The 26,343-nt window shown below is 62.7% G+C and carries 26 protein-coding genes; 11 read left to right on the top strand and 15 right to left on the bottom strand.

Features of this window, described 5'->3' with window-relative positions; all coding sequences use genetic code 11:
- Positions 1-34: 34 nt before the first annotated feature.
- The 7 genes from AC2FMM_RS10895 to AC2FMM_RS10865 all read left to right on the top strand — a co-directional run bounded on the left by AC2FMM_RS10895 (position 35) and on the right by AC2FMM_RS10865 (position 6,221).
- Complete coding sequence (locus tag AC2FMM_RS10895; RefSeq protein WP_496796555.1) at positions 35-1,015, top strand: TraB/GumN family protein; 981 nt, start codon at positions 35-37, stop codon at positions 1,013-1,015.
- A 109-nt stretch (positions 1,016-1,124) separates the two neighbouring features.
- Positions 1,125-2,045 (top strand): manganese-dependent inorganic pyrophosphatase, encoded by a 921-nt coding sequence (locus AC2FMM_RS10890; protein ID WP_496795217.1) that lies wholly within the window; start codon positions 1,125-1,127, stop codon positions 2,043-2,045.
- A gap of 238 nt (positions 2,046-2,283) precedes the next feature.
- Positions 2,284-3,159 (top strand): TIGR01459 family HAD-type hydrolase, encoded by an 876-nt coding sequence (locus AC2FMM_RS10885; protein WP_496796554.1) that lies wholly within the window; start codon positions 2,284-2,286, stop codon positions 3,157-3,159.
- Between the two features lie 101 nt (positions 3,160-3,260).
- The gene (locus AC2FMM_RS10880) at positions 3,261-3,704 is read left to right on the top strand and encodes a MaoC family dehydratase (RefSeq protein ID WP_496796553.1); all 444 of its coding nucleotides are present in this window, start codon (positions 3,261-3,263) and stop codon (positions 3,702-3,704) included.
- A gap of 80 nt (positions 3,705-3,784) precedes the next feature.
- A complete protein-coding gene (locus AC2FMM_RS10875; RefSeq protein WP_496678612.1) occupies positions 3,785-4,717 on the top strand; it encodes a bifunctional riboflavin kinase/FAD synthetase in 933 nt (310 codons plus the stop codon).
- Positions 4,714-5,187: a YcgN family cysteine cluster protein gene (locus AC2FMM_RS10870; RefSeq protein WP_496796552.1), complete on the top strand. Its 474-nt coding sequence runs from the start codon at positions 4,714-4,716 to the stop codon at positions 5,185-5,187. The genes AC2FMM_RS10875 and AC2FMM_RS10870 overlap by 4 nt, the downstream gene beginning before the upstream one ends.
- On the top strand, positions 5,187-6,221 hold the full coding sequence (locus tag AC2FMM_RS10865; protein WP_496796551.1) for a threonine aldolase family protein: 1,035 nt from the start codon (positions 5,187-5,189) through the stop codon (positions 6,219-6,221). The genes AC2FMM_RS10870 and AC2FMM_RS10865 overlap by 1 nt, the downstream gene beginning before the upstream one ends.
- On the opposite strand, the gene AC2FMM_RS10860 is transcribed toward AC2FMM_RS10865, so the two are convergent.
- Together AC2FMM_RS10860 and AC2FMM_RS10855 are read right to left on the bottom strand one after the other, a co-directional pair.
- Complete coding sequence (locus tag AC2FMM_RS10860; RefSeq protein ID WP_496796550.1) at positions 6,218-7,030, bottom strand: alpha/beta fold hydrolase; 813 nt, start codon at positions 7,028-7,030, stop codon at positions 6,218-6,220. The two genes, AC2FMM_RS10865 and AC2FMM_RS10860, sit on opposite strands and share 4 nt — an antisense overlap.
- On the bottom strand, positions 7,027-7,629 hold the full coding sequence (locus AC2FMM_RS10855; RefSeq protein ID WP_496678620.1) for a 2-hydroxychromene-2-carboxylate isomerase: 603 nt from the start codon (positions 7,627-7,629) through the stop codon (positions 7,027-7,029). Before AC2FMM_RS10855 ends, AC2FMM_RS10860 begins: the two co-directional genes overlap by 4 nt.
- A gap of 107 nt (positions 7,630-7,736) precedes the next feature.
- Between AC2FMM_RS10855 and AC2FMM_RS10850 the strand changes: the two genes are divergently transcribed.
- Positions 7,737-8,756, top strand: a complete 1,020-nt coding sequence (locus tag AC2FMM_RS10850) for a ribose-phosphate pyrophosphokinase (RefSeq protein ID WP_496678622.1) — start codon at positions 7,737-7,739, stop codon at positions 8,754-8,756.
- Between the two features lie 85 nt (positions 8,757-8,841).
- On the opposite strand, the gene AC2FMM_RS10845 is transcribed toward AC2FMM_RS10850, so the two are convergent.
- The 7 genes from AC2FMM_RS10845 to AC2FMM_RS10815 all read right to left on the bottom strand — a co-directional run bounded on the left by AC2FMM_RS10845 (position 8,842) and on the right by AC2FMM_RS10815 (position 15,210).
- The gene (locus tag AC2FMM_RS10845) at positions 8,842-9,192 is read right to left on the bottom strand and encodes an H-type lectin domain-containing protein (protein ID WP_496678624.1); all 351 of its coding nucleotides are present in this window, start codon (positions 9,190-9,192) and stop codon (positions 8,842-8,844) included.
- A 113-nt stretch (positions 9,193-9,305) separates the two neighbouring features.
- Positions 9,306-9,716 carry a F0F1 ATP synthase subunit epsilon gene (locus AC2FMM_RS10840; protein WP_170365421.1) on the bottom strand — a complete coding sequence of 137 codons (411 nt, stop codon included), beginning with the start codon at positions 9,714-9,716 and terminating at the stop codon, positions 9,306-9,308.
- A 12-nt stretch (positions 9,717-9,728) separates the two neighbouring features.
- The gene (gene atpD / locus AC2FMM_RS10835) at positions 9,729-11,153 is read right to left on the bottom strand and encodes a F0F1 ATP synthase subunit beta (RefSeq protein ID WP_490359724.1); all 1,425 of its coding nucleotides are present in this window, start codon (positions 11,151-11,153) and stop codon (positions 9,729-9,731) included.
- 20 nt (positions 11,154-11,173) lie between these two features.
- A complete protein-coding gene (locus tag AC2FMM_RS10830) occupies positions 11,174-12,049 on the bottom strand; it encodes a F0F1 ATP synthase subunit gamma (protein ID WP_496743473.1) in 876 nt (291 codons plus the stop codon).
- A 12-nt stretch (positions 12,050-12,061) separates the two neighbouring features.
- Entirely contained in the window at positions 12,062-13,600 is a 1,539-nt protein-coding gene (gene atpA / locus AC2FMM_RS10825) for a F0F1 ATP synthase subunit alpha (protein ID WP_496678627.1), read from the bottom strand.
- Complete coding sequence (locus tag AC2FMM_RS10820; protein ID WP_496796549.1) at positions 13,601-14,161, bottom strand: F0F1 ATP synthase subunit delta; 561 nt, start codon at positions 14,159-14,161, stop codon at positions 13,601-13,603. It abuts the gene before it with no gap.
- Positions 14,162-14,475: 314 nt separating this feature from the next.
- On the bottom strand, positions 14,476-15,210 hold the full coding sequence (locus AC2FMM_RS10815) for a class I SAM-dependent methyltransferase (RefSeq protein ID WP_496678630.1): 735 nt from the start codon (positions 15,208-15,210) through the stop codon (positions 14,476-14,478).
- Between the two features lie 61 nt (positions 15,211-15,271).
- Here AC2FMM_RS10815 and gloB point away from each other — a divergent pair, with 61 nt between their 5' ends.
- Positions 15,272-16,039 (top strand): hydroxyacylglutathione hydrolase, encoded by a 768-nt coding sequence (gene gloB, locus AC2FMM_RS10810; protein ID WP_496796548.1) that lies wholly within the window; start codon positions 15,272-15,274, stop codon positions 16,037-16,039.
- Between the two features lie 177 nt (positions 16,040-16,216).
- Positions 16,217-18,541 carry an ATP-dependent Clp protease ATP-binding subunit ClpA gene (gene clpA, locus AC2FMM_RS10805; protein WP_496678633.1) on the top strand — a complete coding sequence of 775 codons (2,325 nt, stop codon included), beginning with the start codon at positions 16,217-16,219 and terminating at the stop codon, positions 18,539-18,541.
- 321 nt (positions 18,542-18,862) lie between these two features.
- Here clpA and AC2FMM_RS10800 read toward each other — a convergent pair whose 3' ends face one another.
- From AC2FMM_RS10800 to AC2FMM_RS10790, 3 genes are all read right to left on the bottom strand, one after another.
- Positions 18,863-20,605, bottom strand: a complete 1,743-nt coding sequence (locus tag AC2FMM_RS10800; RefSeq protein ID WP_496796547.1) for a peptidoglycan -binding protein — start codon at positions 20,603-20,605, stop codon at positions 18,863-18,865.
- Between the two features lie 3 nt (positions 20,606-20,608).
- The gene (locus AC2FMM_RS10795) at positions 20,609-21,787 is read right to left on the bottom strand and encodes a biopolymer transporter ExbB (protein ID WP_496743465.1); all 1,179 of its coding nucleotides are present in this window, start codon (positions 21,785-21,787) and stop codon (positions 20,609-20,611) included.
- A gap of 69 nt (positions 21,788-21,856) precedes the next feature.
- Positions 21,857-22,387: a gamma-glutamylcyclotransferase gene (locus AC2FMM_RS10790; RefSeq protein ID WP_496796546.1), complete on the bottom strand. Its 531-nt coding sequence runs from the start codon at positions 22,385-22,387 to the stop codon at positions 21,857-21,859.
- A gap of 67 nt (positions 22,388-22,454) precedes the next feature.
- Between AC2FMM_RS10790 and AC2FMM_RS10785 the strand changes: the two genes are divergently transcribed.
- The gene (locus AC2FMM_RS10785; protein ID WP_496796545.1) at positions 22,455-23,456 is read left to right on the top strand and encodes a DUF2125 domain-containing protein; all 1,002 of its coding nucleotides are present in this window, start codon (positions 22,455-22,457) and stop codon (positions 23,454-23,456) included.
- Here the strand turns inward: AC2FMM_RS10785 and AC2FMM_RS10780 are convergent.
- The 3 genes from AC2FMM_RS10780 to hisC are packed head-to-tail and all read right to left on the bottom strand — an operon-like array spanning position 23,453 to position 26,309.
- Positions 23,453-24,310, bottom strand: coding sequence for an extensin-like domain-containing protein (locus tag AC2FMM_RS10780; protein ID WP_496796544.1), 858 nt, complete (start codon positions 24,308-24,310; stop codon positions 23,453-23,455). The genes AC2FMM_RS10785 and AC2FMM_RS10780 overlap by 4 nt on opposite strands.
- Positions 24,307-25,227 carry a prephenate/arogenate dehydrogenase family protein gene (locus tag AC2FMM_RS10775; protein WP_496711279.1) on the bottom strand — a complete coding sequence of 307 codons (921 nt, stop codon included), beginning with the start codon at positions 25,225-25,227 and terminating at the stop codon, positions 24,307-24,309. The genes AC2FMM_RS10780 and AC2FMM_RS10775 overlap by 4 nt, the downstream gene beginning before the upstream one ends.
- A complete protein-coding gene (hisC, locus tag AC2FMM_RS10770; protein ID WP_496678645.1) occupies positions 25,224-26,309 on the bottom strand; it encodes a histidinol-phosphate transaminase in 1,086 nt (361 codons plus the stop codon). Before hisC ends, AC2FMM_RS10775 begins: the two co-directional genes overlap by 4 nt.
- Positions 26,310-26,343: the final 34 nt, after the last annotated feature.

Below are 26,343 nucleotides of genomic sequence, written 5' to 3'. Positions count from 1 at the left end.
GGACGGGCGAGATTTCCTGCAATCGGATCGTTCCATGCGCCTGTTCCTGCTTGCACTGTTTCTGTTGTCCCCTGTCGTGGGCAAGGCCGCCTGCGACGGGCGCGATCTGCGGCTGGCCATGGCGCCTGAAACGCGCGCCGAACTGGAGGCCGCCGTCAGCCAGACGCCATTTCCCGAAGGCAACCACTGGATTGCGCGCAAGGGGGACACGGTCCTGCACCTGATCGGAACGCTCCACATCAACGACCCGCGCATGGGCCCGATCATCGAGCGGCTGACCCCGACGCTGAGCCGGGCCGACGCATTCTATTTCGAGATCACCCAATCCGACATGGCTGAATTTGAAAAGACCTTGGCGACGGATCTTAGCCCGGTTCTGATCACCTCCGGCCCCACCCTGATCGAGATGATGAGCGAATCGGACTGGGCGCGGATCTCGGCCTCTCTTGCCGCGCGCGGCATACCTGGGTGGATGGCGGCCAAGATGCAGCCCTGGTTCCTTTCGATGATGCTGGGCATGCCGCCTTGCATGCTGCAGATGCCCGACGCCGACTACGGTATGGACGTGCGCCTGGCCGAACTGGCGCAGGCGCGAGGGATCCCGCAATATTCCCTGGAAAGGATCGAGGACCTGATCGCAATCTTCCAGAGCCACCCCCTGGAAGACCAGGTGCAGTCGCTGGTTCGCATGGCCGATGCATTGCAGGCCGAAGACGACCAGATGGCGACGATGGCCAACGCGTATATCGAGGAGAAACACGCCGAAATCCTGCAATTGGCGAAAATTCTGGGGCGCGATGCTTCGGGGCTGTCGCCCGAGGTGTTTGCCCGCGAATGGGCCGGTTTCGAAGATCAGATGCTGGTCCAGCGCAATGCCAACTGGATGCAAAAGATTCTGGCGCTTGACAGCCAAACCGCAGTGGTTGCGGTTGGCGCCGGACACCTGCCCGGGCGGCACGGGCTGCTGAACCAACTCTCACTCGCCGGGTACAGCCTGACCCGGGCGCCGTTCTGATCAGGCGCGGCGGGCGTCAGACCAACGGTCGCAGGCCCTTTTCTGCCGGGTGACAAGGCCCGCCCCGCCTTCTATAAGGCGCGCAAACATCCAGCATCAGGAATCCAAAATGACCATCCAAGTATTTGGCCATAAATCCCCCGACACCGACTCGACCGGATCTCCGATCCTGTGGGCCTGGTATCTCAACGAAGTCAAAGGCGAAAAGGCCGAGGCCGTCCTGCTGGGCGAACCCAACACCGAGGCCGCCTTCATGCTGCAGCGCTGGGACCTGCCCAAGCCGCGCATCATCGGGGATGTCGAGACCGATGCTCCGGTTGTCATCGTCGACACCAACAACCCGGCCGAGTTGCCGGCCAACGTTAACAACGCCGATATCCGGGCCATCATCGACCACCACAAGCTGGTCGGCGGGCTTGAAACCAAAGGCCCGATCGACATCACCGTGCGTCCGCTGGCCTGTACCGCAACCATCATGATCGACCTCATGGGCGACGATGCCGCCAAGATGCCCGACACCATCAAAGGCGCCGCTCTGACCTGCATTCTGTCGGACACACTCGAATTCCGCTCTCCAACCACAACCACACATGACCGAGACGTTGCCGAGAAGCTGGCCTCCGACTTGGGCCTGGACATCTCGGCCTACGCCGCAGAAATGTTCGCAGCCAAATCCGATGTGTCGTCTTTCTCGGACGCCGAGTTGATCCGCATGGACAGCAAGGAATACGAAGTCGACGGCACCAAGTTCCGCGTCTCCGTTCTGGAAACCACCGCGCCGAGCGTGGTGCTGGACCGCAAGGACAGCCTCGCCCAGTCGATGCTCGAAGTGGCCAAGGAAGATGGCGTGGACCAGGTTCTGCTCTTCGTCGTTGACATCCTGAATGAAGAGGCCACCCTGCTGGTGCCCAACGACTTGGTCAAATCCGTCGCCGAAAAGAGCTTTGGCGCCTCGGTTGACGGCGACACCGTCGTTCTGCCGGGAATCATGAGCCGCAAGAAGCAGATCATTCCGAACCTGAAGGTCTGACTTCGCCGAAACACAAGGATTGGCACCCGCTGTGCGGGTGCCATTTCATTTGCGAGGCTCTGCCTCGCGCTCCGGGATATTTTGGGCCAGATGAAGTCAAGGTGTCGCCCCTCATCTGGCGGCAAATATCCCGGTGGAGCCGTCCCAAGGCGGCGGGGGCAGAGCCCCCTCTGGCAAATTCGGTCCGGCTCTGCCATAGGCTTGGGTTGATGCGAGGCCCAAGCCAGAAGAGACAATCATGACCCAGATCATCCCTGCTCTCGACGCGGTATCCGACCGCTACAAAGCCCTTTTTGTGGACCTGTGGGGGTGCGTGCACAATGGTATCACCGCCTTCCCAGAGGCCGTCGACGCGTTGAAAGCCTACCGCAGCAAAGGGGGAAAGGTGGTTTTGGTGACCAATTCACCAAAACCGCGAGCTGGCGTAGCCGAGCAACTGAAACAGTTCAACGTTCCTTCGGATGCGTACGACACGATCGCGACCAGCGGTGATTCCGCGCGCTCGGCAATGTTTCGCGGTGCAGTTGGTGAAAAAGTTTATTTAATGGGCGAATGGGATCGGGACGCGGGCTTTTTCGAGCCACTGAAAATTCTGGATCACCCGATCCACATCGAACGCGTGCCGCTGGACCAGGCCGAGGGGATCGTCTGCTGTGGCCCGTTCGATCCGATGGCCGATCCGGCCGTGAACCGGCCGGACTTCCTGTACGCCAAGCAGAAAGGCCTGAAGCTGCTGTGCGCCAACCCTGACATCGTCGTCGATCGGGGCGAGGTGCGGGAATGGTGCGCCGGTGCGCTGGCCAAGCTCTACACCGAGATGGGTGGAGAGAGCCTGTATTTCGGCAAACCGCATCCGCCCATCTACGATCTGGCACGGCGCCGCCTTCGCGCGCTGGGAGTGGACATATCAGACGACGAGATCCTCGCGATCGGCGACGGGCCGCATACCGATATCGCGGGCGCCATGGGTGAGGGCATTGATTCCCTTTTCATCAGCGGCGGGCTGGCGGCATCGGAAACAAAAACGTCGCACCAGCCGGATCCGGATGCCTTGAGCGATTATATTCTCAAGGAAAAGATTAACCCAACCTATACGATCGGCCGCCTACGCTAAGCAGAAAACGCTTGATTTTCTGCAGTTGCGAAGTAATAAAGTTACCAATCTTGGGTCGTTGGTGATTTTTTGTTGCCGGACCGATGCATAGTGAGGGCGACATGTTGGACAATCTTCCGCGCGGAACGATCTGTATCGAAGACATCGAAATGGGTATGACCCGGCACCTGCGCAAAGTGGTAACGGACGAAGACATCGAGATGTTCGCCCAGGTCTCGACCGACCGGAACCCGGTGCATCTGGATGACGACTATGCCCGCGATACGATTTTCGAAGGGCGCATCGCCCACGGGATGCTGACCGCTGGTCTGATCTCGGCCGTGATCGGCGAACAGCTTCCGGGCCATGGGACTGTCTACATGGGTCAGTCGCTCAAATTCCTTGCGCCGGTCCGCCCCGGCGACATGGTCTATGCCGAGGTCAAGGTGATCGACATCGACTTTGCCAAGCGCCGAGTCAAGCTGGACTGCCACTGCTCGGTCGAAGGCAAGAAGGTCCTGGTAGGCGAGGCCATGGTTCTGGCCCCCTCGAGGAAGTTCGACTGACGGCAGGTTTTATTGACCAGCCAAGCCCCGGTCTGGAACTGCCGCTTGAACCCGGTGGACAGTCCCGCTAGGCAAGCCCCATGCAGATCATCCGGGACTACAAGTATGTCGATCCAGAGGACCGCGGCGCCAGCGCCGCGATCGGGAATTTCGATGGCGTTCATATTGGCCACCAGTCGGTGATCGATCTGGCCCGGAAGGCATGCCCCGATGCGCCCTTGGGCGTTCTGACCTTCGAGCCGCACCCGCGCGAATATTTCGCCCCGGAAGCCCCGCCCTTTCGTCTGATGCGCGGCAATGCGCGTGCGCACCGGCTGGAGAAGCTGGGTGTGCAGAAACTGTACGAACTGCCGTTCAACGCAGCGCTCGCCGGGCTGACGCCCGAGGAATTCGCCAGCAACGTGATCTGCGAAGGTTTGGGTCTGGCCCATGTGGTGATCGGGGCCGATTTCTGTTTCGGTAAAGGCCGCAGCGGCACCGCGCAGGATATGGTGCAGTTCGGCCGGCAGATGGGGTTCGGCGTCACCATCGCCCCATTGATGCAGCAATCCGCTCACGTGGTCTCGTCCACCGCGATCCGGCAAGCCCTGAGCGATGGTCGCCCGCGGGACGCGGCGGCCATGCTGGGCCACTGGCACCGGATCGAAGGCGAGGTGATCGGCGGCGAACAGCGCGGCCGCGAATTAGGCTTTCCGACGGCCAATATGTCGATCGAAGGAATCCACCCCCCGAAATTCGGCGTCTATGCGGTTCTGGTCGACGTGCTGGATGGCCCGCATGCCGGCAGCTATCACGGGGCGGCCTCGGTCGGGGTGCGGCCAATGTTCCATGGCGAGGTCCCGAATATCGAAACCTTCCTGTTTGACTTCTCCGGCGATCTCTATGGTGCGACCCTCTCGGTGGGCCTGGTCGAATTCCTGCGCCCTGAGATGACCTTTGACGGCCTCGATGCTCTGATCGCCCAGATGACCGAAGACTGCGATCGCGCGCGCAAGATCCTGGCCGCGACATGAGCAAGGATCCGATCGACCGCGCCGGGCTGACCCCACGTTTTTGGGAGCGCAAACCCCTGCAAAAGATGACTCCGCGTGAATGGGAAGCCCTGTGCGACGGCTGCGGCAAGTGCTGCCTGAACAAACTCGAGGACGAGGACAGCGGCGAGGTTGCCCTGACCCGTGTCGCCTGCCGGCTGCTGGATGACGCGACTTGCCGCTGCACCCAGTATGACATCCGCCACCAGTTCGTACCGGAATGCATCGTCATGCGCCCGGACAACATTCACGAACACGCTTACTGGTTGCCGCAGACCTGCGCCTACCGCCTGTTGTGGGAGGGCAAGCCCCTTTACGATTGGCACCCGTTGCTGTCAGGGTCGCCCGACAGCGTCCACGCCGTTGGCGTTTCGGTTCAGGGCCTGACCGTGTCCGAATTCGAGACGCCCCAGGAAGAGTGGGAAGACTATATCATCGAGGAGCCAACCTGATGCATTTCGCCTCTGACAATTCCGGGCCCGTCCACCCCGAGGTCCTGACCGCTCTGGCCGAGGCCAATCAGGGCTATCAGATGGCTTACGGCGCCGACGATCTGATGAACGAAGTGCGCGACCGGATTCGGGCCATCTTTGAGGCGCCCGGGGCAGCGGTCTATCTGGTGGCGACCGGAACGGCGGCCAACTCGCTGGCCCTGGCGACCCTGTCGCAACCGTGGGAGACCATATTCTGCTCGCCCGTCGCGCATATTCATGAGGACGAGTGCAGCGCGCCCGAATTCTACACTGGCGCCAAGCTGACGCTGGTTCCGGGCGGCGACAAGATGCAGCCGGATGCACTGCGCCGCACCATCGCCGCAGAAGAGACCCGCGGCGTGCACGGTCCTCAGCGTGGCCCGGTGTCGATCACGCAGGTGACCGAGCGGGGCTCGGTCTATTCGCTGGCCGAGCTGCAGGCGCTGTGCGGGGTCGCCAAGGAGTTCGGCCTGCCCGTCCACATGGATGGCGCACGGTTCACCAATGCGCTGGTCACGCTGAACTGCTCTCCGGCCGAGATGACGTGGAAGGCGGGCGTGGATGCGGTCAGCTTTGGCGGCACCAAGAACGGGCTGATGGGGGTCGAAGCGGTGATCTTCTTCGACGAAAGCAAGGCCTGGGAGTTCGAGTTGCGCCGCAAGCGCGGGGCGCATCTGTTTTCCAAGCACCGGTATCTGTCGGCCCAGATGGCGGCCTATCTGCGCGATGATCTGTGGCTGCGATCGGCCCGAAAGGCGAACGCCAACTGTGCGCGTCTGGCCGATGGGCTGCGGGCTGCGGGTGCGCAGTTTCTGCATGAACCCCAGGCCAACATCATCTTTGCCAGCTTTCCCCGCAGCCTACACAAGCGGCTACACGCGGCCGGTGCTGTCTATCACCTGTGGGGCGACTCGCTGGACGGCCCGGACGAGGACGAGATGCTCGCCTGCCGGTTCGTCTGCGACTGGTCGACACCGACCGAAGAAATCGACCGGTTCCTGGCGCTGCTCTAGGCGCGCCAGAACGCCTCGACCTGCGCTGCCGTCTCGCCCGGGTGCGAGATGGGCAGCATGTGCCCTGCCCCCTCAAGAACAGCCTGCAGCGCATCGGGCAAGCGGGCGCGCAGCCCGGCATTGACCACGGCCATGATCGGGTGCGAGGCCGAACCATGCAGCAGCAGGATCGGCATCGTAGCCCGCGCCATGGCCGTCGGGGCCAGCAGGCCAGTGGTATCGCGGAACAGCGGCCCCTCGACCGCGCCAACCACGCCAACACCCCGGATCATCGCATTTCGGGTCCGCTCGGGCAGATCCGGCCAGCGCGGGCTACGGTCGGTCGTGCCCCACATGCGGTTGAACAGGCGGGCGGCCCGGGGCGCGTCGCCTTCAGCAAGGGCGGCTTTGTAGGGCTGAGACTCGGCCGCGTGTTGCGCCGCAAGCGCAGGCGCGTCTTGGTGGGCGACGGCAAAGAACACGGGTTCGATCAGAACGGCGCTGCGCACCAGGTCCGGGCATTCGATGGCCAGCCGCAGCGCGACCATCGCACCGAAACTATGCCCGATCACGTCCATCGGCTCGCTCAGCTGCGCCCGCGACAGGGCTGTGGTCAGGTCGAAGAAATCTCCCTGCCCGTCCCAATCCGGGCTGCGCCCGTGCGACAGCATGTCGGGTGCGATCAGCGTGGCCCGGTTGCCCAAAGCGGCCGCCAGACCCGACCACGCACCGGAATGCGCGATCGTGCAATGCAGCGCCAGCGCCATGCGGGTGCCCGCCCCAAGAGTGCGAACGTGAACGGGCGGCAGCACGGGCTTGGCCTTGGTCATGCCTTGAGCGTCGCCAGATGCTGGTCCAGATCCTCAAGCCGGTCCTGCCCCCAGAACCTTTGGTCGTCTTGCGTGATGTAGAAAGGCGCGCCAAACACGCCGCGGTCCACCGCTTCTTCGAGATTGGCGGCGTAGGTCTCGGCCCCGATCAGCAGGCCGCTGTCGGCCAGCGCCGGGTCAAAGCCCGCCCCGGCCAGACAGTCGCGGATCACGTCATCCTGCGCGATGTCCCTGTCCTCGGCCCAGCAGGCGCGCAGAAAGGAATGGCACAGTTTGCCCACGTCGCCCGATCCATCCTGAATGGCCGCGATGATGGCGTATGAGGACGGCGCTGCGTTGGTCGGCCAATGTGCAGGTTGCAGGTTGAACGGCAGGCCCGTCTTCTTGGCTTGGCGCACCAGTTCCTGCGCACGATACTCGATGCGCGACGGGTGGCGGTCCTTGGGGGGCACGCCGCCGGTGCGCCCGAACAGCGCTATGATGTCAACAGGCTTGTACGCGATAGTGGCGCCGTGCTTGGCCGCGATCTCCTCCAGCCGCAGTCCGGCGAGGTAGGAATAGGGCGACAGTGTCGCAAAAAAGTAGTCAATGTCGGCCATGTGCACTTTCTCCACCCTGTTATCTTTGCGTGACGGTAAGGCCATGCTAAGCGGTGTCAACATCACGAATCTGTCACATTGCCACTGCTGCCCGGGGACCTCAGCCGATGCCGACACGTCACGAACCCAAGCTTATCGCTGGGAACGCAAACCTTCCGCTTGCCGAATCCATTGCCCGCCGCATGAGCCTGCACCGCGGTGTCGAGCAGGGGTTGGTCGATGCCCGCGTCGAACGCTTCAACGACGGAGAAATCTTCGTCGAGGTGTTCGAAAACGTCCGCGGCGAGGACATGTTCATCATCCAGCCGACCTCGAACCCGGCCAATGACAACCTGATGGAGCTGCTGATCATCGCCGACGCATTGCGCCGGTCTTCGGCGCGTCGGATCACGGCTGTGATCCCCTATTTCGGCTACGCTCGTCAGGACCGCCGCACCAAGGCCCGCACCCCGATCAGCGCCAAACTGGTGGCCAACATGCTGACCGGTGCCGGGATCGAGCGGGTTCTGACCATGGATCTGCACGCCGCCCAGATCCAGGGCTTTTTCGACATCCCTGTCGACAACCTCTATGCCTCGCCGATCTTTGCGCTGGACGTGAAAAACCAGTTCAAGGACCGGCTGGACGAAATCATGGTCGTCTCGCCCGACGTGGGCGGCGTGGCCCGTGCCCGCGAACTGGCCAAACGCATCAACGCCCCGCTGTCGATCGTGGACAAGCGCCGCGAAAAGGCCGGAGAAGTGGCCGAGATGACCGTGATCGGCGACGTGACCGACAAGATCTGCCTGATCGTGGATGACATCTGCGACACCGCCGGGACCCTGTGCAAGGCGGCGCAGGTCCTGATGGACAACGGGGCCAAAGAAGTGCATTCCTACATCACCCATGGCGTCATGAGCGGCCCCGCCGTCGAGCGGGTATCGAACTCGGCGATGAAATCGCTGGTTCTGACCGACACGATCCAGCCCACCAAGGAAATCCAGGATGCCAAGAACATCCGCACGGTTCCGACCGCGCCGATCTTTACTCAGGCGATCCTGAACATCTGGAACGGAACCTCAGTGTCGTCCCTGTTCGAAGACAAAACCCTGACCCCGATCTACGAGACGCTGTACCACACGAGCTGACCGGGCGGTCGCCTGGACCTTCACGACCCCAAAGCGAAAACCACTCAGCCGGTTTTCGCTTTTTTTCGTTGCCCGACAAAGCCGGTCACGAGATGTCCCAGTCATCCGGATGCGAAACCTCGCCGGTTGCCGTCCATGCGACCCGAATTCGGGCGATGCGGGTGTCGGACCATGTGCGAAACACAGCGTCAAAACCTTGCGGGGTGATGTTCTCGGCCAACAATTCGGCGCGCAGGGCCGAAGACGTATCGACATCCCAAAGAGAAACGCCAATCTGCACGACCGGGGCCGAGCGGAAAGCTTCGTTGAAGCGAATGGCGGCGCGCCGCTCGCGCGGCCCTTCGCCTGTCCACATATCGCCGCCGTCGGCGAATTCCGAAAACAAGACCGTCTCGCCTTGGTCAATTCCAATAGGGTGAGTCAGAAATTTCTTCATCATTCTTCTTTGGCTTGAATTTCCGAAGCTTAGCCCTGCACCCTGACAAAATCACGACAAAAAAACGGCCCCGCAGCAGCAGGGCCGTTTCCAATTCCGATAGTGCAGTGGCCTTACAGGCTCATATGCGTTCCCAGCGCTTCCATGTCGGCCAACAGCTTGGCTGCCTCGTCGACAATGGTCTGCTCGCCGTTTTCCTTCGCCGCCTCGTGCGAGGCGCGTGCCTCGGCAATCAGCTCGTCCAGATGGGTGCGGGTCACTTCGTCAACCGGGATGGCCTTTTCGGCCAGCACCGACAGGGCATCGCCGTTGATCTGGGCAAACCCGCCGGTGACCAGGTATTCGCTGGTCCCTTCGGGCGCTTCGACCTTCAGGATGCCCGGACGCAGCGTGGTGATCGTGGGGGCATGATCGGGCATCGCCGTCATGTCCCCGTCCGCGCCGGGAATCTGGACCGCGCTGGCCTGAAGCGAAGCAAGGCTCCGCTCCGGGCTGACGAGGTCGAATTGCATCGTGTTTGCCATCGGGGATACTCCTTAGGCAGCTGCTGCGGCCATCTTCTCGGCTTTGGCGATCACTTCGTCGATGCCACCAACCATCAGGAAGGCCGCTTCGGGCAGGTGGTCGAATTCGCCGGCCACGACGCGCTCGAACGAGTCGATGGTAACTTCCAGCGGAACCTGAACACCCGGCGAACCGGTGAAGACTTCGGCCACGTCGAACGGCTGCGACAGGAAGCGCTCGATCTTACGGGCGCGGGCCACGGTCAGCTTGTCCTCTTCCGACAGTTCGTCCATGCCGAGGATGGCTATGATGTCCTGCAGCGACTTGTAGCGCTGGAGGATCTGCTGAACGTCGGTCGCAACCTTGTAGTGACGCTCGCCGACGATGGCCGGGTCAAGCAGGCGCGAGGTCGAGTCGAGCGGGTCCACGGCCGGGTAGATACCCTTTTCCGAGATCGCACGGTTGAGAACGGTGGTTGCGTCCAGGTGCGCGAACGAGGTTGCCGGCGCAGGGTCGGTCAAGTCGTCCGCGGGCACGTAGATCGCCTGCACCGAGGTGATCGAGCCCTTCTTGGTCGAGGTGATGCGTTCCTGCAGGGCGCCCATGTCGGTGGCCAGCGTCGGCTGGTAGCCCACAGCCGAAGGAATACGACCCAGCAGAGCCGACACCTCGGAGCCCGCTTGCGTGAAGCGGAAGATGTTGTCGACGAAGAACAGAACGTCGGTACCGGACTGGTCGCGGAACTGCTCGGCCAGGGTCAGACCGGTCAGAGCAACACGGGCACGCGCCCCCGGAGGCTCGTTCATCTGGCCGTAGACCAGGGCCACCTGGCTTTCCGACAGGTTGTCGGGCTTGATGACGTTCGATTCGATCATCTCGTGGTACAGGTCGTTCCCTTCACGGGTCCGTTCACCAACACCGGCGAACACCGAGAAGCCCGAGTGCACTTTCGCGATGTTGTTGATCAGCTCCATGATCAGAACGGTCTTGCCCACACCGGCGCCGCCGAACAGACCGATCTTACCGCCTTTGGCGTAGGGGGCCAGCAGGTCAACGACCTTGATGCCGGTGACCAAGATTTCCGACTCGGTCGACTGTTCGTCGAACGAGGGGGCGGGCTGGTGGATGGCGCGGGTTTCAGTCGCTTCGACCGGGCCTTTTTCGTCGATCGGCTCGCCGACCACGTTCAGGATGCGGCCCAAGGTGGCGTTGCCGACCGGCACCGAGATCGGTGCGCCGGTGTCAACAACCTCGGCCCCGCGGACCAGGCCTTCGGTTGCGTCCATCGCGATGGTACGGACGGTGTTCTCACCCAGGTGCTGGGCAACTTCCAGCACCAGGCGCTTGCCGTTGTTTTCAGTTTCCAGCGCGTTCAGAATTTCAGGCAGCTGATCGTCGAAGTGCACGTCGACGACGGCCCCGATGATCTGTGTGACTTTGCCTTTTGCATTCGCCATGTTTCGTCTCCGGTTTGTCTCTACAGCGCTTCGGCGCCGGAAATGATTTCAATCAGCTCGTTGGTGATCACGGCCTGACGCGAGCGGTTGAACTGGATCGTCAGCTTGTCGATCATCTCGCCCGCGTTGCGCGTCGCGTTGTCCATCGCGGACATCCGTGCACCCTGTTCCGAGGCCCCGTTTTCAAGCAGAGCCGAGAAAATCGCCGTGGCGACCCCCTTGGGCAGCAAATCGGCCAGAATGGCCTCTTCGCTGGGCTCGTAGTCGAACACGGCGCCGCCGTCGTCCCCTTCGGCATCCTCGAACGAGGCGGGGATGATCTGCTGGGCCGTCGGGATCTGGGTCACGACGTTCTGGAACTTCGCGTAGAAGATCGTGGCAACGTCGAACTCGCCCGCGTCGAAACGCGACAGGATGTCCTTTGCGATGTCCTGCGCATTGGCATAGCCGATGCGCTTGACTTCGCTCAGGTCGATGTGACCGACGAACAGATCGCCATAGTCACGCTTGAGCGCGTCGCGACCTTTCTTGCCTACGGTCAGGATCTTGACCGTCTTGCCCTTGCCGCGCAGCTCGTCCGCCTTGGCGCGGGCCAGGCGGGCGATGTTCGAGTTGAAGCCGCCGCAGAGCCCACGCTCGGCCGTCATCACGACCAGGAGGTGGACATCGTCGCTGCCCGTGCCGCGCAGCAGCTTGGGGGCGCTGTCGCTGCCCCCGACCGATGCTGCCAGCCCCGCCATCACGGCATTGAACCGCTCGGCGTAGGGGCGCGACTGTTCCGCAGCTTCCTGGGCGCGGCGCAGTTTCGCGGCCGCGACCATCTGCATGGCCTTGGTGATCTTGCGGGTCGATTTGACCGACTCGATCCTGTTTTTAAGGTCCTTAAGACTTGGCATCGCCGCGTCTCCTTAAGCGAAGGTTGCGGCGTATTCGTCCAGCGCAGCCTTGATCTTGTCGGCAGCCTCGCCCTTGATCTTGGGATCTTCGTCGGTGATCCACTGCAGCAGATCGGCATGCTTGCCGCGCAGATGCGCCAGCAGACCGGCCTCATAACGGCCAACGTCCGAAACGTCGATCTTGTCGAGATAGCCGTTGGTACCGGCGAAGATCACGCAGACGATTTCCGCGTTGGTCAGCGGCGAGTACTGCGGCTGCTTCATCAGCTCGGTCAGACGCGCACCACGGTTCAGCAGCTGCTGGGTTGCGGCATCGAGGTCAGAGCCAAACTGCGCAAAGGCAGCCATTTCGCGATACTGGGCCAGTTCCAGTTTCACCGGACCGGCAACCGACTTCATCGCGTTGGTCTGAGCCGACGAACCCACGCGCGAAACCGACAGACCGGTGTTCACGGCGGGGCGGATACCCTGATAGAACAGCTCGGTTTCCAGGAAGATCTGGCCGTCGGTGATCGAGATCACGTTGGTCGGAATAAAGGCCGACACGTCCCCACCTTGGGTTTCGATGACCGGCAGGGCGGTCAGCGAACCGGCGCCGAAGTCCTCGTTCAGCTTGGCCGAACGCTCCAGCAGGCGCGAGTGCAGGTAGAAAACGTCGCCCGGATAGGCTTCACGCCCCGGCGGACGGCGCAGCAGCAGCGACATCTGACGATAGGCGACGGCCTGTTTCGACAGGTCATCGTAGATGATCAGGGCGTGGCGGCCGTTGTCGCGGAAGTATTCAGCCATCGCGGTTGCGGCATAGGGTGCCAGGAACTGCATCGGCGCCGGGTCGGACGCGGTTGCGGCCACGACGATCGAGTATTCGATGGCGCCGGATTCTTCCAGTTTCTTCACCAGCTGGGCCACGGTCGAACGCTTCTGGCCGATGGCCACGTAGACGCAGTACAGCTTTTTCGATTCATCGTCGCCGGCGGCGTCGTTGTAGACTTTCTGGTTCAGGATGGTGTCCAGAGCCACGGCGGTCTTGCCGGTCTGACGGTCACCGATGATCAGCTCGCGCTGGCCGCGGCCGATCGGGATCATAGCGTCAACCGACTTCAGGCCGGTCGCCATCGGCTCGTGCACCGATTTACGCGGGATGATGCCCGGCGCCTTGACGTCGGCGACGCCGCGCTGCTTGGCATTGATCGGGCCCTTGCCGTCCAGCGGGTTGCCCAGGCCGTCAACAACGCGGCCCAGCAGTTCGTCACCAACCGGAACGTCCACGATCGACTTGGTGCGCTTGACGGTGTCACCTTCCTTGATGTCACGGTCCGAACCGAAGATCACGACACCGACGTTGTCGGCCTCGAGGTTCAGCGCCATGCCCATGATGCCGCCGGGGAACTCGACCATCTCGCCTGCTTGCACGTTGTCCAGGCCGTACACACGGGCGATACCGTCACCGACGCTCAGCACACGGCCGATTTCGGCCACTTCGGCTTCTTGACCAAAATTCTTGATCTGGTCCTTCAGGATCGCAGAAATCTCTGCAGCTTGGATACCCATTTATCCGACCTCTTTCATTGCATTCTGTAGGGAGTTGAGCTTGGAGCGGATCGAGCTGTCGATCATCTGCGAGCCCACTTTGACGACAAGACCACCGATGAGGCTTTCATCGACGGTCGCATGGATGGTCACGTCCTTGCCCACGCGCTCGGACAGTGTCTTGGACAGCTTTTCAAGCTGGGTCTTGGTCAGCGATTTGGCCGACACGACTTCGGCAGTGATTTCCCCGCGCTCCTCGGCCAGCATCTCGCGCAGGACCTTGATCAACTGCGGCAGCACGAACAGCCGGCGTTTCTGCGCCATCAGCGCCAGCGTGTTGCGCAGGATCGGGTTCAGCCCCATCTTGTCGGCAACGGCAGTGATCGCCCTCTGCTGGTCGGCGCGCGAAATCAAAGGTGAAGAAATCACGTCGCGCAACTCGGCGCTTTCGCTCAGGGCCTCCGACAGGTCGTTGATGCCGGATTCCAGGCCCGCAAGGTCATTGTTCTCTTTTGCGATCTCGAAGATCGCCGTGGCATAGCGCTTGGCGATGCCCGTGGAAATCGAAGCTGGTTCGGACACGTCCACCCTTCCGATATATTAGGCCCCGGATCTGCACGGCAACAGCCAGCCCGGGGGCGTGAAGAAACCCCGTCCTTGAAGGGCGGGGATCAAAATCACCGGGGATGTAGCAGAGCCAATCCAACCTAGCAATATGTTATGCCGGATGGCAGTTTATCCACAAAACCTTTGATTTCATGCACTTACGTCAAGTGCGACCCTTTGAACCCATCTAGCGCGGTGAAAAATGTTACCAGGTTGCGGGTTTTTGCGATTCCTGTGGCCGATTTCCCTCAGCTTTTCGCCTCTGTGCCTGACCTTCCGCGCCCAGGCCATCACGCCGGCTTCAACAGCCCGTCCAGCGCTTTGATCGGGCGTTTTTGCCGATCTTTCGTGACGCTGCCGCTGGGGGGAAACACCTGCTTGCCGGCCTCGACCATCAGCACCCCGCCGGCCATGATCGTCGGAATGCGCTGGCCGGCTTTCTCGATCAGACTGCCCGAGCGCAGCCAGAAGCGCCGAAACGACGGCGGCATGTAGAGGGCCGAGCAGTGTTTTTCGGGCAGGAAATGGTGAGCCCGCAGCTGTTTGTCCAACTGGGTCGCCGAGTACGGGTGGCCATACCCGAACGGCGTGCGATCGGTCCGCGACCACAGCCCGGCCCGGTTGGGCACTACGAATATGGCGCGTCCGCCAGGGCCCAGCACGCGCCAGCATTCCTCCAGCAACTGGCTGGGCCGTTCCGAGGTTTCCAGCCCGTGCATCACCACCAGCTTGTCCACATGTCCGGTCTCAATGGGCCACGCGGTTTCTTCGGTCAGCACCGACACATTGGGCATTCCCGCGGGCCAGGGCATCACCCCCTGCGGGCCGGGCATCAAGCCCACCACACGCCTCGCATCCGCCAGATACGGACGCAACAGCGGAACGGCAAAGCCGAACCCCGCAACCGTCTGTCCTTTGGCCTCGGGCCAAAACTCGACCAACCGCCCACGAATGGCGGCCTGCGCGGCCCGCCCCAACGTGCTGCGATAGTAGAAGTTTCTCAGATCCTGCACATCGAGATGCATTGCGGACACCCGGTCAATCGGCTTAGCTGGCCGCAGTCTAGCAACGAAAGGGCAAAAGGCCATGCCTCTTGAAATAGTCACCGTTCCGTGCCTCAGCGACAACTACGCCTTTCTGGCCCATGACGCGACCACCGGCGAAACGGCCCTGATCGACGCCCCCGAGGCTGGCCCGATCTTGTCCGAACTCGACGCACGCGGCTGGCGCCTGACCCATGTGCTACTGACCCATCACCACTGGGACCACGTCGATGGCTTGGCCGACATACTGGACCGGCACCCAGCCCAGGTCGTCGGCGCCGCGGCCGACGCGCATCGTCTTCCCAGCCTGGATATGCAGGTGGCCGAGGGCGACCTGTTCGAAATCGGCGGCGAACCTGTCGAGGTCTTTGACGTTTCGGGACACACGGTGGGCCATGTTGCCTATTACATGCCGCAAAGCCATGCGGTGTTCACCGCCGACAGCCTGATGGCGCTGGGCTGCGGCCGCCTGTTCGAGGGCAACGCCGAGCAGATGTGGTCCTCGTTGTCCAAACTGGCCGCCCTGCCCGACGATACGCTGGTCTGTTCCGGGCACGAATATACCCAGTCCAACGCGCGGTTTGCCTTGACCGTCGATCCGGAAAACCCCGCCCTGCAACGACGCGCTGCCGAAATCGACGCGGCGCGGGCGGCAGGCCGACCGACCGTTCCGTCATCATTGGGCCTGGAAAAGGCAACGAACCCGTTTCTGCGCGCCAGGGATCCCGCGATTCAGGCGCATCTGGGCATGGTCGGCGCAGACCCCGTCCAGGTTTTTGCCGAGATCAGGGCTAGAAAAGACCATTTTTGATGCCTAAATGCCCTTCATCACGGACACGGTCGCAGTAAATGTGACTGTCAAGTGAAAGAAAACCCTTGAAGCGTCGGCCTGATCAACCAAACTCTAATAGTATGAGGTCATGGTTGGGATGGGGATCCGACCCATTCTCGAACCCCCTGTCCGGCCCAATACTAGAGGAGCACCCGCGTGCCTTCATTCTCGAGCACACTTGAACAAGCCATCCATGCGGCCCTGGCGGCGGCGAACGAACGGCGTCACGAATTCGCAACGCTGGAACATCTTCTGCTGGCGTTGCTTGAGGAGCCTGACGCGGTGCGCGTCATGAAGGCGTGCAGCGTGGATCTGGAAGAATTGCGCCGGTCTTTGGTCGAATTCATCGACGAAGACCTGTCGAACCTCGTCACCGACATCGACGGGTCCGAGGCGGTGCCGACCGCGGCATTCCAGCGCGTGATCCAGCGAGCGGCGATTCATGTCCAAAGTTCGGGTCGGACCGAGGTGACCGGTGCGAACGTGCTGGTGGCCATTTTCGCCGAGCGTGAAAGCAACGCCGCCTATTTCCTGCAAGAGCAGGACATGACCCGCTATGACGCGGTGAATTTCATCGCGCATGGTGTGGCCAAGGACCCGGCCTATGGCGAAAATCGCCCGGTCACCGGGGCTGATCAGGGCGAAGAGGAAACCCAGTCCTCTGCCGGCGAAGCCGACCAGAAGGAAAGCGCGCTGGGCAAGTATTGCGTGGACTTGAACGCCAAGGCCCGCGCAGGCGATGTCGATCCGCTGATCGGTCGCGCCGACGAGGTCGAGCGCTGCATTCAGGTTCTGTGCCGCCGACGCAAGAACAACCCGCTGCTGGTGGGTGATCCGGGTGTGGGCAAGACGGCGATTGCGGAAGGACTGGCCTACAAGATCGTTCAGGGCGACGCGCCCGAGGTGCTGTCGAACACGACCATCTATTCGCTGGACATGGGCGCGTTGCTGGCCGGCACGCGCTATCGCGGCGATTTCGAAGAGCGGCTCAAGGCCGTGGTGACCGAGCTTGAGGACCACCCCGACGCCGTACTGTTCATCGACGAGATTCACACCGTGATCGGTGCGGGTGCCACGTCGGGCGGGGCCATGGATGCCTCGAACCTGCTGAAACCCGCGTTGCAGGGCGGCAAGCTGCGCACCATGGGCTCGACCACCTACAAGGAGTTCCGACAGCACTTTGAGAAGGACCGCGCGCTGTCGCGCCGGTTCCAGAAGATCGACGTGAACGAACCCTCGGTCGAGGACAGCGTGAAGATCCTGCGCGGCCTCAAACCCTATTTCGAAAAGCATCACGACATCAAATACACCGCCGACGCGATCAAGACCGCGGTCGAGCTGTCCGCGCGTTACATCAACGACCGCAAGCTGCCCGACAAGGCGATCGACGTGATCGACGAGGCCGGTGCCGCTCAGCATCTGGTGGCCGAAAGCAAACGGCGCAAGACCATCGGCGTCAAGGAAATCGAGGCCGTGGTGGCCAAGATCGCACGCATCCCGCCCAAGAACGTCACAAAGGACGATGCCGAGGTTCTGAAGGACCTTGAGAACTCGTTGAAACGGGTGGTGTTCGGGCAGGATCAGGCAATCGAAGCTCTGTCCAGCGCGATCAAGCTGGCGCGGGCCGGTCTGCGCGAACCGGAAAAACCCATCGGCAACTACCTGTTCGCTGGTCCGACCGGTGTCGGCAAAACCGAGGTCGCCAAGCAACTGGCCGACCAACTGGGCGTGGAACTGCTGCGTTTCGACATGTCGGAATACATGGAGAAACACGCGGTCAGCCGTCTGATCGGCGCGCCTCCGGGTTATGTCGGCTTCGATCAGGGCGGACTGCTGACCGACGGCGTCGACCAGCACCCGCATTGCGTGCTGCTGCTGGACGAGATTGAGAAGGCCCACCCGGACGTGTTCAACATCCTGCTGCAGGTGATGGACCACGGCGAGCTGACCGATCACAACGGCCGGACGGTGAATTTCCGCAACGTGGTTCTGATCATGACCTCGAACGCGGGCGCGCAGGAACAGGCTAAGGCCGCCATCGGCTTTGGCCGCGACCGGCGCGAGGGCGAGGATACGGCCGCCATCGAACGGACATTCACGCCCGAATTCCGCAACCGTCTGGACGCGGTGATCTCGTTCGCCCCGCTGCCGAAAGAGGTCATCCTGCAGGTGGTCGAGAAATTCGTTCTGCAGCTCGAGGCGCAGTTGCTGGATCGTGGCGTGACCATCGACCTGACCCCGAAGGCTGCCGAATGGCTGGCTGACAAGGGCTATGACGACAAGATGGGCGCCCGCCCATTGGGTCGCGTGATCCAGGAGCACATCAAGAAGCCCCTGGCCGAAGAGCTGTTGTTTGGCAAGCTGGCAAAGGGCGGCGTGGTTCGCGTGTCGGTCAAGAAGGGCGAGTTGGATCTGGAGATTCTCGGCCCTGAAAACCCGCGGATTTCCGGCAACAAACCGCCACTGTTGACAGCGGACTGACCCCGATGGGACATCAGACATGGGACCCGGCAGCGCTGCTGCCGGGTTTTTTCATTCGTTGCTCCCGTTTGGCGGGCCCAGCGACGGATCGGCACCAGCCAACCGTATAATCCGAAACAGCCATCCAATTCGGAAAACGGTATGACCCGCCAAATCGCAATTATCTGGACAATTGCCCTTGCGACCACAGCCATAGGCTGCATTGCCATGGCAGGAACCGGCCCAGGCGATGCGCCTAGGACCATCGCGACGTTTTTCTTCGAGATGCAACTGCATTGAGACGAACAACCCGCTGCCGACGTCCGTTCGAAATTCGCCGTGTCAGCGTTCGGTCAGCTTCAGCTCGATCCGGCGGTTTCTTGCGCGGGCTTCGGACGTGTCGGCGGTATCCACTGGCTGAAACTCACCAAACCCGTTGGCGGCAAGCCGATTGGGCGGGATTCCCAGTTCGTCTACCATGTAGCGCACGACCGACAAGGCCCGCGCCTGACTCAGCTCCCAATTGTCGCGATACTGCCCGCCGGGCGTCACCGGAACGTTGTCGGTATGACCGTCCACGCGGATCACCCAGTTCAGTTCCGATGGGATTTCCGCCGCCACGCTGCGCAGGATGTTGGCCACCTTGGCTACTTCGCGCTTGCCGTCTTCCGACAGGACGGCCGACCCCGGCGGGAACAGAACTTCGGAGGAGAACACGAAACGGTCGCCCTCGATGCGCACCCCTTCCTGGTTGCCCAGAACGTCCCGTAGCCGGCCGAAGAACTCGGAACGATAGCGTTGCAAATCCTCTGCCTGCCGCGCAAGCTCTTGGTTCTGGCCGGCCAGTTTCTCGGCCTCGGCCTCAAGGCGGATCCGTTCCGCCTCTTCCAGAAGCCGCCGTTTCCTCTCCTCCGAAGCAGCCCGCGCCAGCGCCGCGTTCAGGTCCTGCCCAAGCGTCTGAATCTGCACCTCGGCGGCAGCGTTGCGTTCCTTGTAGTCATCCAACAGAGCCTGCAGCGACCCCAATTGATTGCGCAAAGCGGCTATCTGCTGGTTCAGCAGAGCCGTCTGGCGCTGCGCCTCGGTCGAAATGGCCTTTTCCTCGGCCAGCGTCTCACGGGCTATCTCCAACAGGGCCACGCGCTCAGCGGCCAGCCGCCGTTGTTGGTCGGCCTCTGTCTCGGCCTCGGTTCGGGCGGCCAGCGCCGCCTCCAGCCGGGCCTTGAGTTCCTCGAGGTTCAATTCACCGAATTGCCGCTCCAGCTCGGCCTTGGCGGCCTCGGCCGCCGCCAGCAGAGTCAGGGTTTCTTCGGCCTCCTTCCGCTGCGCCTCGAGCGCCAGCGTCATCGCCGTCAGTTCGGCATCCGCGTCCTGCAGTTTCTCACGCAACGCTTCGGCGGCCGCAGCCTCGGCCAAGCGGGCGGCTTCTTCGTCGGTCAACCGGGACTGCAACTCGGAAATCCGTGCCGCCTGCTCATCGCCGGCCTGTTCCAGATCCGCCACCATCGCCTCGAGCGCCTCGCGCCGCGCCGCCGCCAGCCGCGCGGCCTCGGTCTGGGCGTCGATCTCGTTTCGGCTTTGCGCCAGCGCCAGGTTCAGCGCCTCCTGTTCGGACAGCAACTGTTGACGTTGATCTTCCAACGCGCCGATCCGGGCCTGCGTGCGCTGCTGTTCGGCCAGCAGGGCGGCCACCTGCGCCTCGAACCCGGTGATCCGCGTCTGGGCGGCCTCCAGTTCGGCGGCGCGCTGGTCGCGCTCGGCGGTCAACGAAGACACCAGCGCCTGTGCCTGTGCCAGATCCTGTTCCGTCTGCGACAGGGTTGCATTCAAGGCGCCCAGGCGGGCCTGAAGGCGACTGTTTTCCCGCTCTTCCAGCCCCAGCGCGTCGGCCAGCGCCGCAACCTTGTCCGACAGCAGGGTCAGTTCATCCTCCTGCCCCGAAATCGTTTCGCGCAGAACGAACTGGACCACCATGAAGATGGTCAGCATGAAGGTCAGCACCATCAACAGCCCTGTCATCGCATCAACGAATCCGGGCCAGACCGAGCCCTGAAAACGCTGACCGGTGCGGCGGGACAGGGCCATTATCTAGTCTCCTCCCGGGGCCGGTCGCACCCCCCCGCGCGAGGAGGTCAGCGCCTTGATCAGTACCTCGAAATCCTTGCGCAACTCGTTCATGCTGTCCTGGCGGCCGGCCGAAATCTCTTCAAGAATGCGCAGCAACTGCACGTCCATCGACCGCAGGCGCATGCGGCTTTCAGCATCGATCCCCTCGCCCGTGCCATGTTCGCGCATGTGGTCCAACAACGCCTCTTGCCCCAGCGCCACACGTTCCAGCGCGGCGGTTACGTCCTCGCCCTGCGCCTGGCGCTGGTTCATCTCAGCAATGACCTCGACCAGGCTGCTCAACCTGGCCGAGACCTCGGCCCGGTCTTCCTGCTGGGCGACGAACAGATCCTGCAGCGCGTCCATCTGTTCTGACATCGCATCCAGAACCGGCGTCAGAACGGCCAGTTCTGCGCCGCCTTCGTCGCCGGCGGCAAACCCCACCCGGGTGATCGAGGACAACCACTCCTCAAGCTCGCGGTAGAACCGGTTCTGGCCGTGGCCCGCAAACAGCTCGAGCAGCCCGACGATCAACGACCCCGCAAGCCCCAGCAGCGATGATCCAAAGGCCACGCCCATGCCCTGAAGCTGGCTTTCCAGACCGGACATGAGACGGTTGAACACGGCCAGGCCTTCTTCACCTTCCTGCGGGTTCAGGCTGCGGATCGTATCGACGATGGCCGGAACGGTCGTGGCCAGACCGAAAAAGGTGCCCAACAGCCCCAGATAGATCAGAAGGTTGGTGATGTAGCGGGTGAACTCGCGCTCTTCCTCGATCCGCACGGCCACCGAATCCAGAATCGACCGGGCCGAGCTGGCATTTAGCTGGGACCGCGCCCCGCGTGACCGCAGCAGCGACGCCAACGGGGCCAGCAATTGCGGGGTCTGGGCGTCCTCGCGGACGACGCCGCCGACGAAGGCCTCGATCCAGCGAACCGAACCGATCAACTGCGTCACCTGATAGAAACAGGCCAACACCCCGATGAAAAAGACCAGAAGGATGAATCCGTTCAGATAGGGGTTCGCTTCGAAGACCGGCCGCACATAGGGAAGCGCCAGAAACACGCCCAGCCCCGAAAGCCCGATTGCGATCAGCATCATCACGATTTGCCGGATCGGTTGCGAGAAATGTGGTCTCGCGCCGTGCTGTGCCTGCGCCATGCGCGTTGTTCCCGGTTTTTGCCTGCTTTGTCGAGAATCTACAGAATTTCCGCCGGCGACGCCAAGGCTTTATGCGGTCAGGTTGCGCACGCGTCTCGACAACCACTCGAGTTCCGGGTCGTGCAGGCCGATCTCGGCCAGATGTGCGGCGGTGTTGTACAGATATTCGGTGTTGGGGCCGCGCCCGCCGACGGCCACGGCTATGATCTGCGCCTGCTCTTCCAGCGGCAGACCGCCGCAATACTGCACATGGTCGGGGTCGATCACATAGGTCACCGCATTCACGGTTCCTCCGGCATCCAACTGAACGTCCAGCATCTTTTCCACGTAGGCCGACGAGATCAACTCCCGCTCGCGCAGTTCGTCCAGCGTGCGCGCCTCGTGGCCCGGCTCGACCGCCAGCGCCAAACCCTTGCAGTGCGCACTGGGATGTTCATCCAGCGCCAGGACCAGCCCGGGGTTTTCTTCGGTTCCCCGGTGGTGGATCGACCGCATGCAGAACGACCGGGCATAGCCATGCAGCGTCGCGTGTTCGCGCCGGGCTACCGGAAAGCCCGGATTCCACAAAAGCGACCCGTATCCGAATACCCACATCGTCATAGTTCTGGCCCTTGCCCGTTTGGGCCTATAAACATCAATTCCGAGGCAGGAAAAAGGGCCATTCCCCATGCGCCGACTGATACGAGTTCTGATTTTTCTTGCGGTCGTCTGGAGCGCGTATTGGGCCATCGCCGGGTACGGGTTGCGCAGCGCGATCACCGGATGGTTCGACCATCAGCAGGCCCGGGGCTGGCTGGCGGATTTCGCACAGGTCCATACCTCGGGCTATCCACTGCATCACCGCACCCGGTTGGACAGCCCGGCGCTGGCGGATCCGGCGACAGGCACGGCCTGGAGCGCCGACTGGATCGAGTTGCAAAGTCCCGCCATCTGGCCCGGGCGGCAAGTGTTGCGGTTTGCCGACACGCCGCAGAGGCTGTCGTATTTCGACCAGACGGCGACCATTCAGGCCCGGGACCTACAGGCCGAACTTCACCTGCGACCGGGCGTGGCGTTGGAGTTGGAACGGATGGCCCTGTCAGTGGGTCCGTGGTCGGTCATGCGCGATGGAACCGAGTCCGCGGCCGCCGGATCGCTGCATCTGATGATGGAGCAGGTCGAGACACCTGAGAGCTATGCCGTCAAGATCAACTCGGATGCGTTCTCGCCCGGGGACGATCTGCGCGCACTCATGCGCTCGGCCACGTCCCTGCCGCAGGCGTTCGAGACGCTGAAGCTGGACATGAACGTAACCTTCGACAAAACCTGGGACCGTTCCGCGCTGGAGCAACGCCGTCCGCAACCCCGCCTGATCGACCTGCACCTTGCCGAGGTGCAATGGGGCGAACTGCGGCTGCTGGCAACCGGCGCGTTGGAGGTTGATGAACAGGGTATCCCAGTCGGCGAAATGGCGATCAAGGCCGAGAACTGGCGCGACATGATCGCCATGGCCAATGCTGCGGGTGCCCTGCCCGATCAAGCCGTTGATCCGGTCACGCGGGCACTGAACCTGCTGGCCGGACTGGGGGGTAATCCAAATGCGCTGGATCTGCAGCTGAATTTCCGCGACGGGTTCGTGGCGCTCGGCCCGTTGCCGTTGGGGCCTGCTCCGCGCCTGATCCTGCGTTAGCGGCAGTAGGGGCCGCGGCGGTAACGGGCGGTATCCAGATGGAAATGATCCCGGTGATAACGGTCGGAATTCGGCCCCAGAACCGTTCCGAACGGCCCGCACGCTCCGCGCCAGATCTTGGTCAGCTGCTTCTTCGAGGGGTTCTTGCGCCACCCGTCCAGAACTGTCACCACCTCGCCATCGGCCATTTTGAACCCCGAGATATCAATGGCCCGACCCTTGCCATGTTCCGAGATCCTGGCGCCTTTCCGGTTGTTCCGGGTGCGGCAAGCGTAGTGTGCGGCAACCTGCAGTTCGACCACTGGACCGCGCCGTTTGAACGTCGGTTTGACGGTCTTGTCGACCCATTTGTTCAACGCGATGGCCGTGCCGCAATCCATCTTCGACGGCCGGCTGAGCGCCACGCCCGACACGGACGTGATTTGGACCGCATCCTTGATCCCGCAGGCCTGGATCTTGCCGGGTACGGTGCCGACCGGCTTGCCCTGTATGGCAATGTCGCCGCACACCGATCCCTTTTGCAGTTTGCGTTTCCTGAAAAGGATTTCCTGTTCCAGCGTTTCGGGTCGCAGATAAGGTTTCAAGGACGAATCCGGCGCGAGGAACGGCAGTGCAGCCGGGCGCGCGGCAACAGCCAGAAACTGAGCGGAAACGGGCCGCAACACGGGTCGCGTCCTTTCTGAAACGGTGATCGGGGTTGCGGTCCCTGCCGGGACATAGGCCGCCGTGACCAGGTTCGTGTCGGGCACAGGCCGTGCAATCGGAACCAAGGAAGAATCGGGCGCCGCGGCGCTGGCAGCCTGGGCCAGAACCGCCGCCACCATCGACAAGATCGTTCCCCGAGCCGCCCTCATGACTTGGCCTTTACCCGTCCGAAATCGGGGGCGTCGGTGTCCTGACCCGCGTCGATGATGCCGCGCCGGATCGCCCTGGTGCGGGTGAAATAGTCGAACAGCTGCTGACCATCGCCCGTGCGAATCGCGCGCTGGAGGGCAAACAGCTCTTCGGTAAAGCGACCGAGGATTTCCAACGTCGCGTCCTTGTTGGTCAGGAACACGTCGCGCCACATGGTCGGGTCCGAGGCCGCGATCCGGGTGAAATCACGGAAACCGGCGGCAGAGTACTTGATGACCTCGGAGTCGGTGACGCGCCGCAGGTCGTCGGCCACACCCACCATCGTATAGGCGATCAGGTGCGGCGCGTGGCTGGTGACGGCCAGAACCAGATCGTGGTGATCAGCATCCATCTCGTCGACATTGGACCCCATCCCTTCCCACAAGGCGCGCAGGCGGGCGATGGCGCCGGTGTCAGACCCTTCGACCGGAACCAGCAGGCACCAGCGGTTGTCGAACAGCTCGGCAAAGCCGGATTCGGGGCCGGAATGCTCGGTCCCGGCCAGCGGGTGGGCGGGGACGAAATGCACGCCTTCGGGGATATGCGGACCGACATCCTGAATAACGTGCCGCTTGACCGAGCCGACATCCGACACGGTCGCGCCGGGCTTTAGCACCGGCGCGATGTCCTTGGCGACGGCGCCCATCGCCCCGACCGGAACACACAGGACAACCAGATCGGCGCCCTCGACCGCCTCTTGCGCGGTGTCGCAGACCCGGTCGCAAAGCCCGATGCGCCGCGCAGTGTCGCGGGTGGCCTCGGACCGGGCATAGCCTGTCACCTCGCCCGCCAGCCCAGCGCGCTTGATCGCCCAGTACATCGAAGAGGCGATCAGGCCCAACCCGATCAGCGCCACGCGATCATAGATCTGGCTCATGCGGCGCCCCCTTTGAACGCGGTGATGGCCGCAACCACGCGGCGACAGGCCTTTTCGTCGCCCACGGTGATCCGCAGTGCGTTGGGCAACTTGTAGCCCGCAACCCGGCGCACGATCAAACCTTTCGATTGCAGATAGGCGTCGCAGGCCTCAGCCTCGGCCTGATCCACGAACCGCGCGAGGATGAAATTGGTGCAGGACGGATCAGACGGAACGCCGATCTTGGCCAGTTCGGCCGACAGCCATTCGCGCAAGCGCGCGTTCTCTGCCCGACAGAACTCGACATATTCCACATCGGCCACGGCGGCCTCCGCTGCTGCGATGGCCGTCAGCGACAGGTTGAAGGGCTGGCGAACGCGGTTCAGCACGTCGATGATTTCGCGTTGCGCATAGCCCCAGCCGACCCGCATGCCGCCCAGCCCGTAAATCTTCGAGAAGGTGCGGGTCATGATTACGTTCTCGAACCGGTCCACCAGACCGGCGCCGCCGTCAAAGCCCGGTACGAATTCCGCGTAGGCGCCATCCAGGACCATCAGGCAGGTCTGCGGCAGGCCCTCGGCCAGGCGCGTCAGTTCGGCGTCCGAGATCATGGTAGAGGTCGGATTGCCCGGGTTGGTCACGAAAACGATCCGGGTGCGGTCGGTCACCGCGGCGAGGATCGCATCGACATCGACCTTGCGGTCGCGCTCGGGCACCTCGACCGGGGTCGCGCCGGCCATACGGGCGATGATCGGGTACATCGAGAATCCATGCTCGGTATGGATCACCTCGTCCCCCGGCCCGGCATAGGCTTGGGCCACGAATTGCAGCACTTCGTCACTGCCCACGCCACAAATGATCCGGTCGGGGTCCAGCCCGTGCCGCTCGCCGATCGCGGCGCGCAGGTTGTAGTGATCGGTCACCGGATAGCGATGCAGCATCGTGGCGCTGTCGCGCACGGCTTCGATCGCCTTGGGGCTGGGGCCAAAGGGGTTTTCGTTGGAACTCAGCTTGATGACGTTTTCCACGCCCTCGACATGCGACTGGCCGCCCTGATACAGCGCGATGTCCATGATGCCGGGTTGTGGGGTGATCTTGTTCATGAGGGGCTCCGTTCGTTGCGCCCCTCATACAGGT

The organism is Ruegeria sp. BHSC043 (genome assembly GCF_059612985.1).
This window is presented reverse-complemented; position numbering and strand designations above follow the sequence as displayed.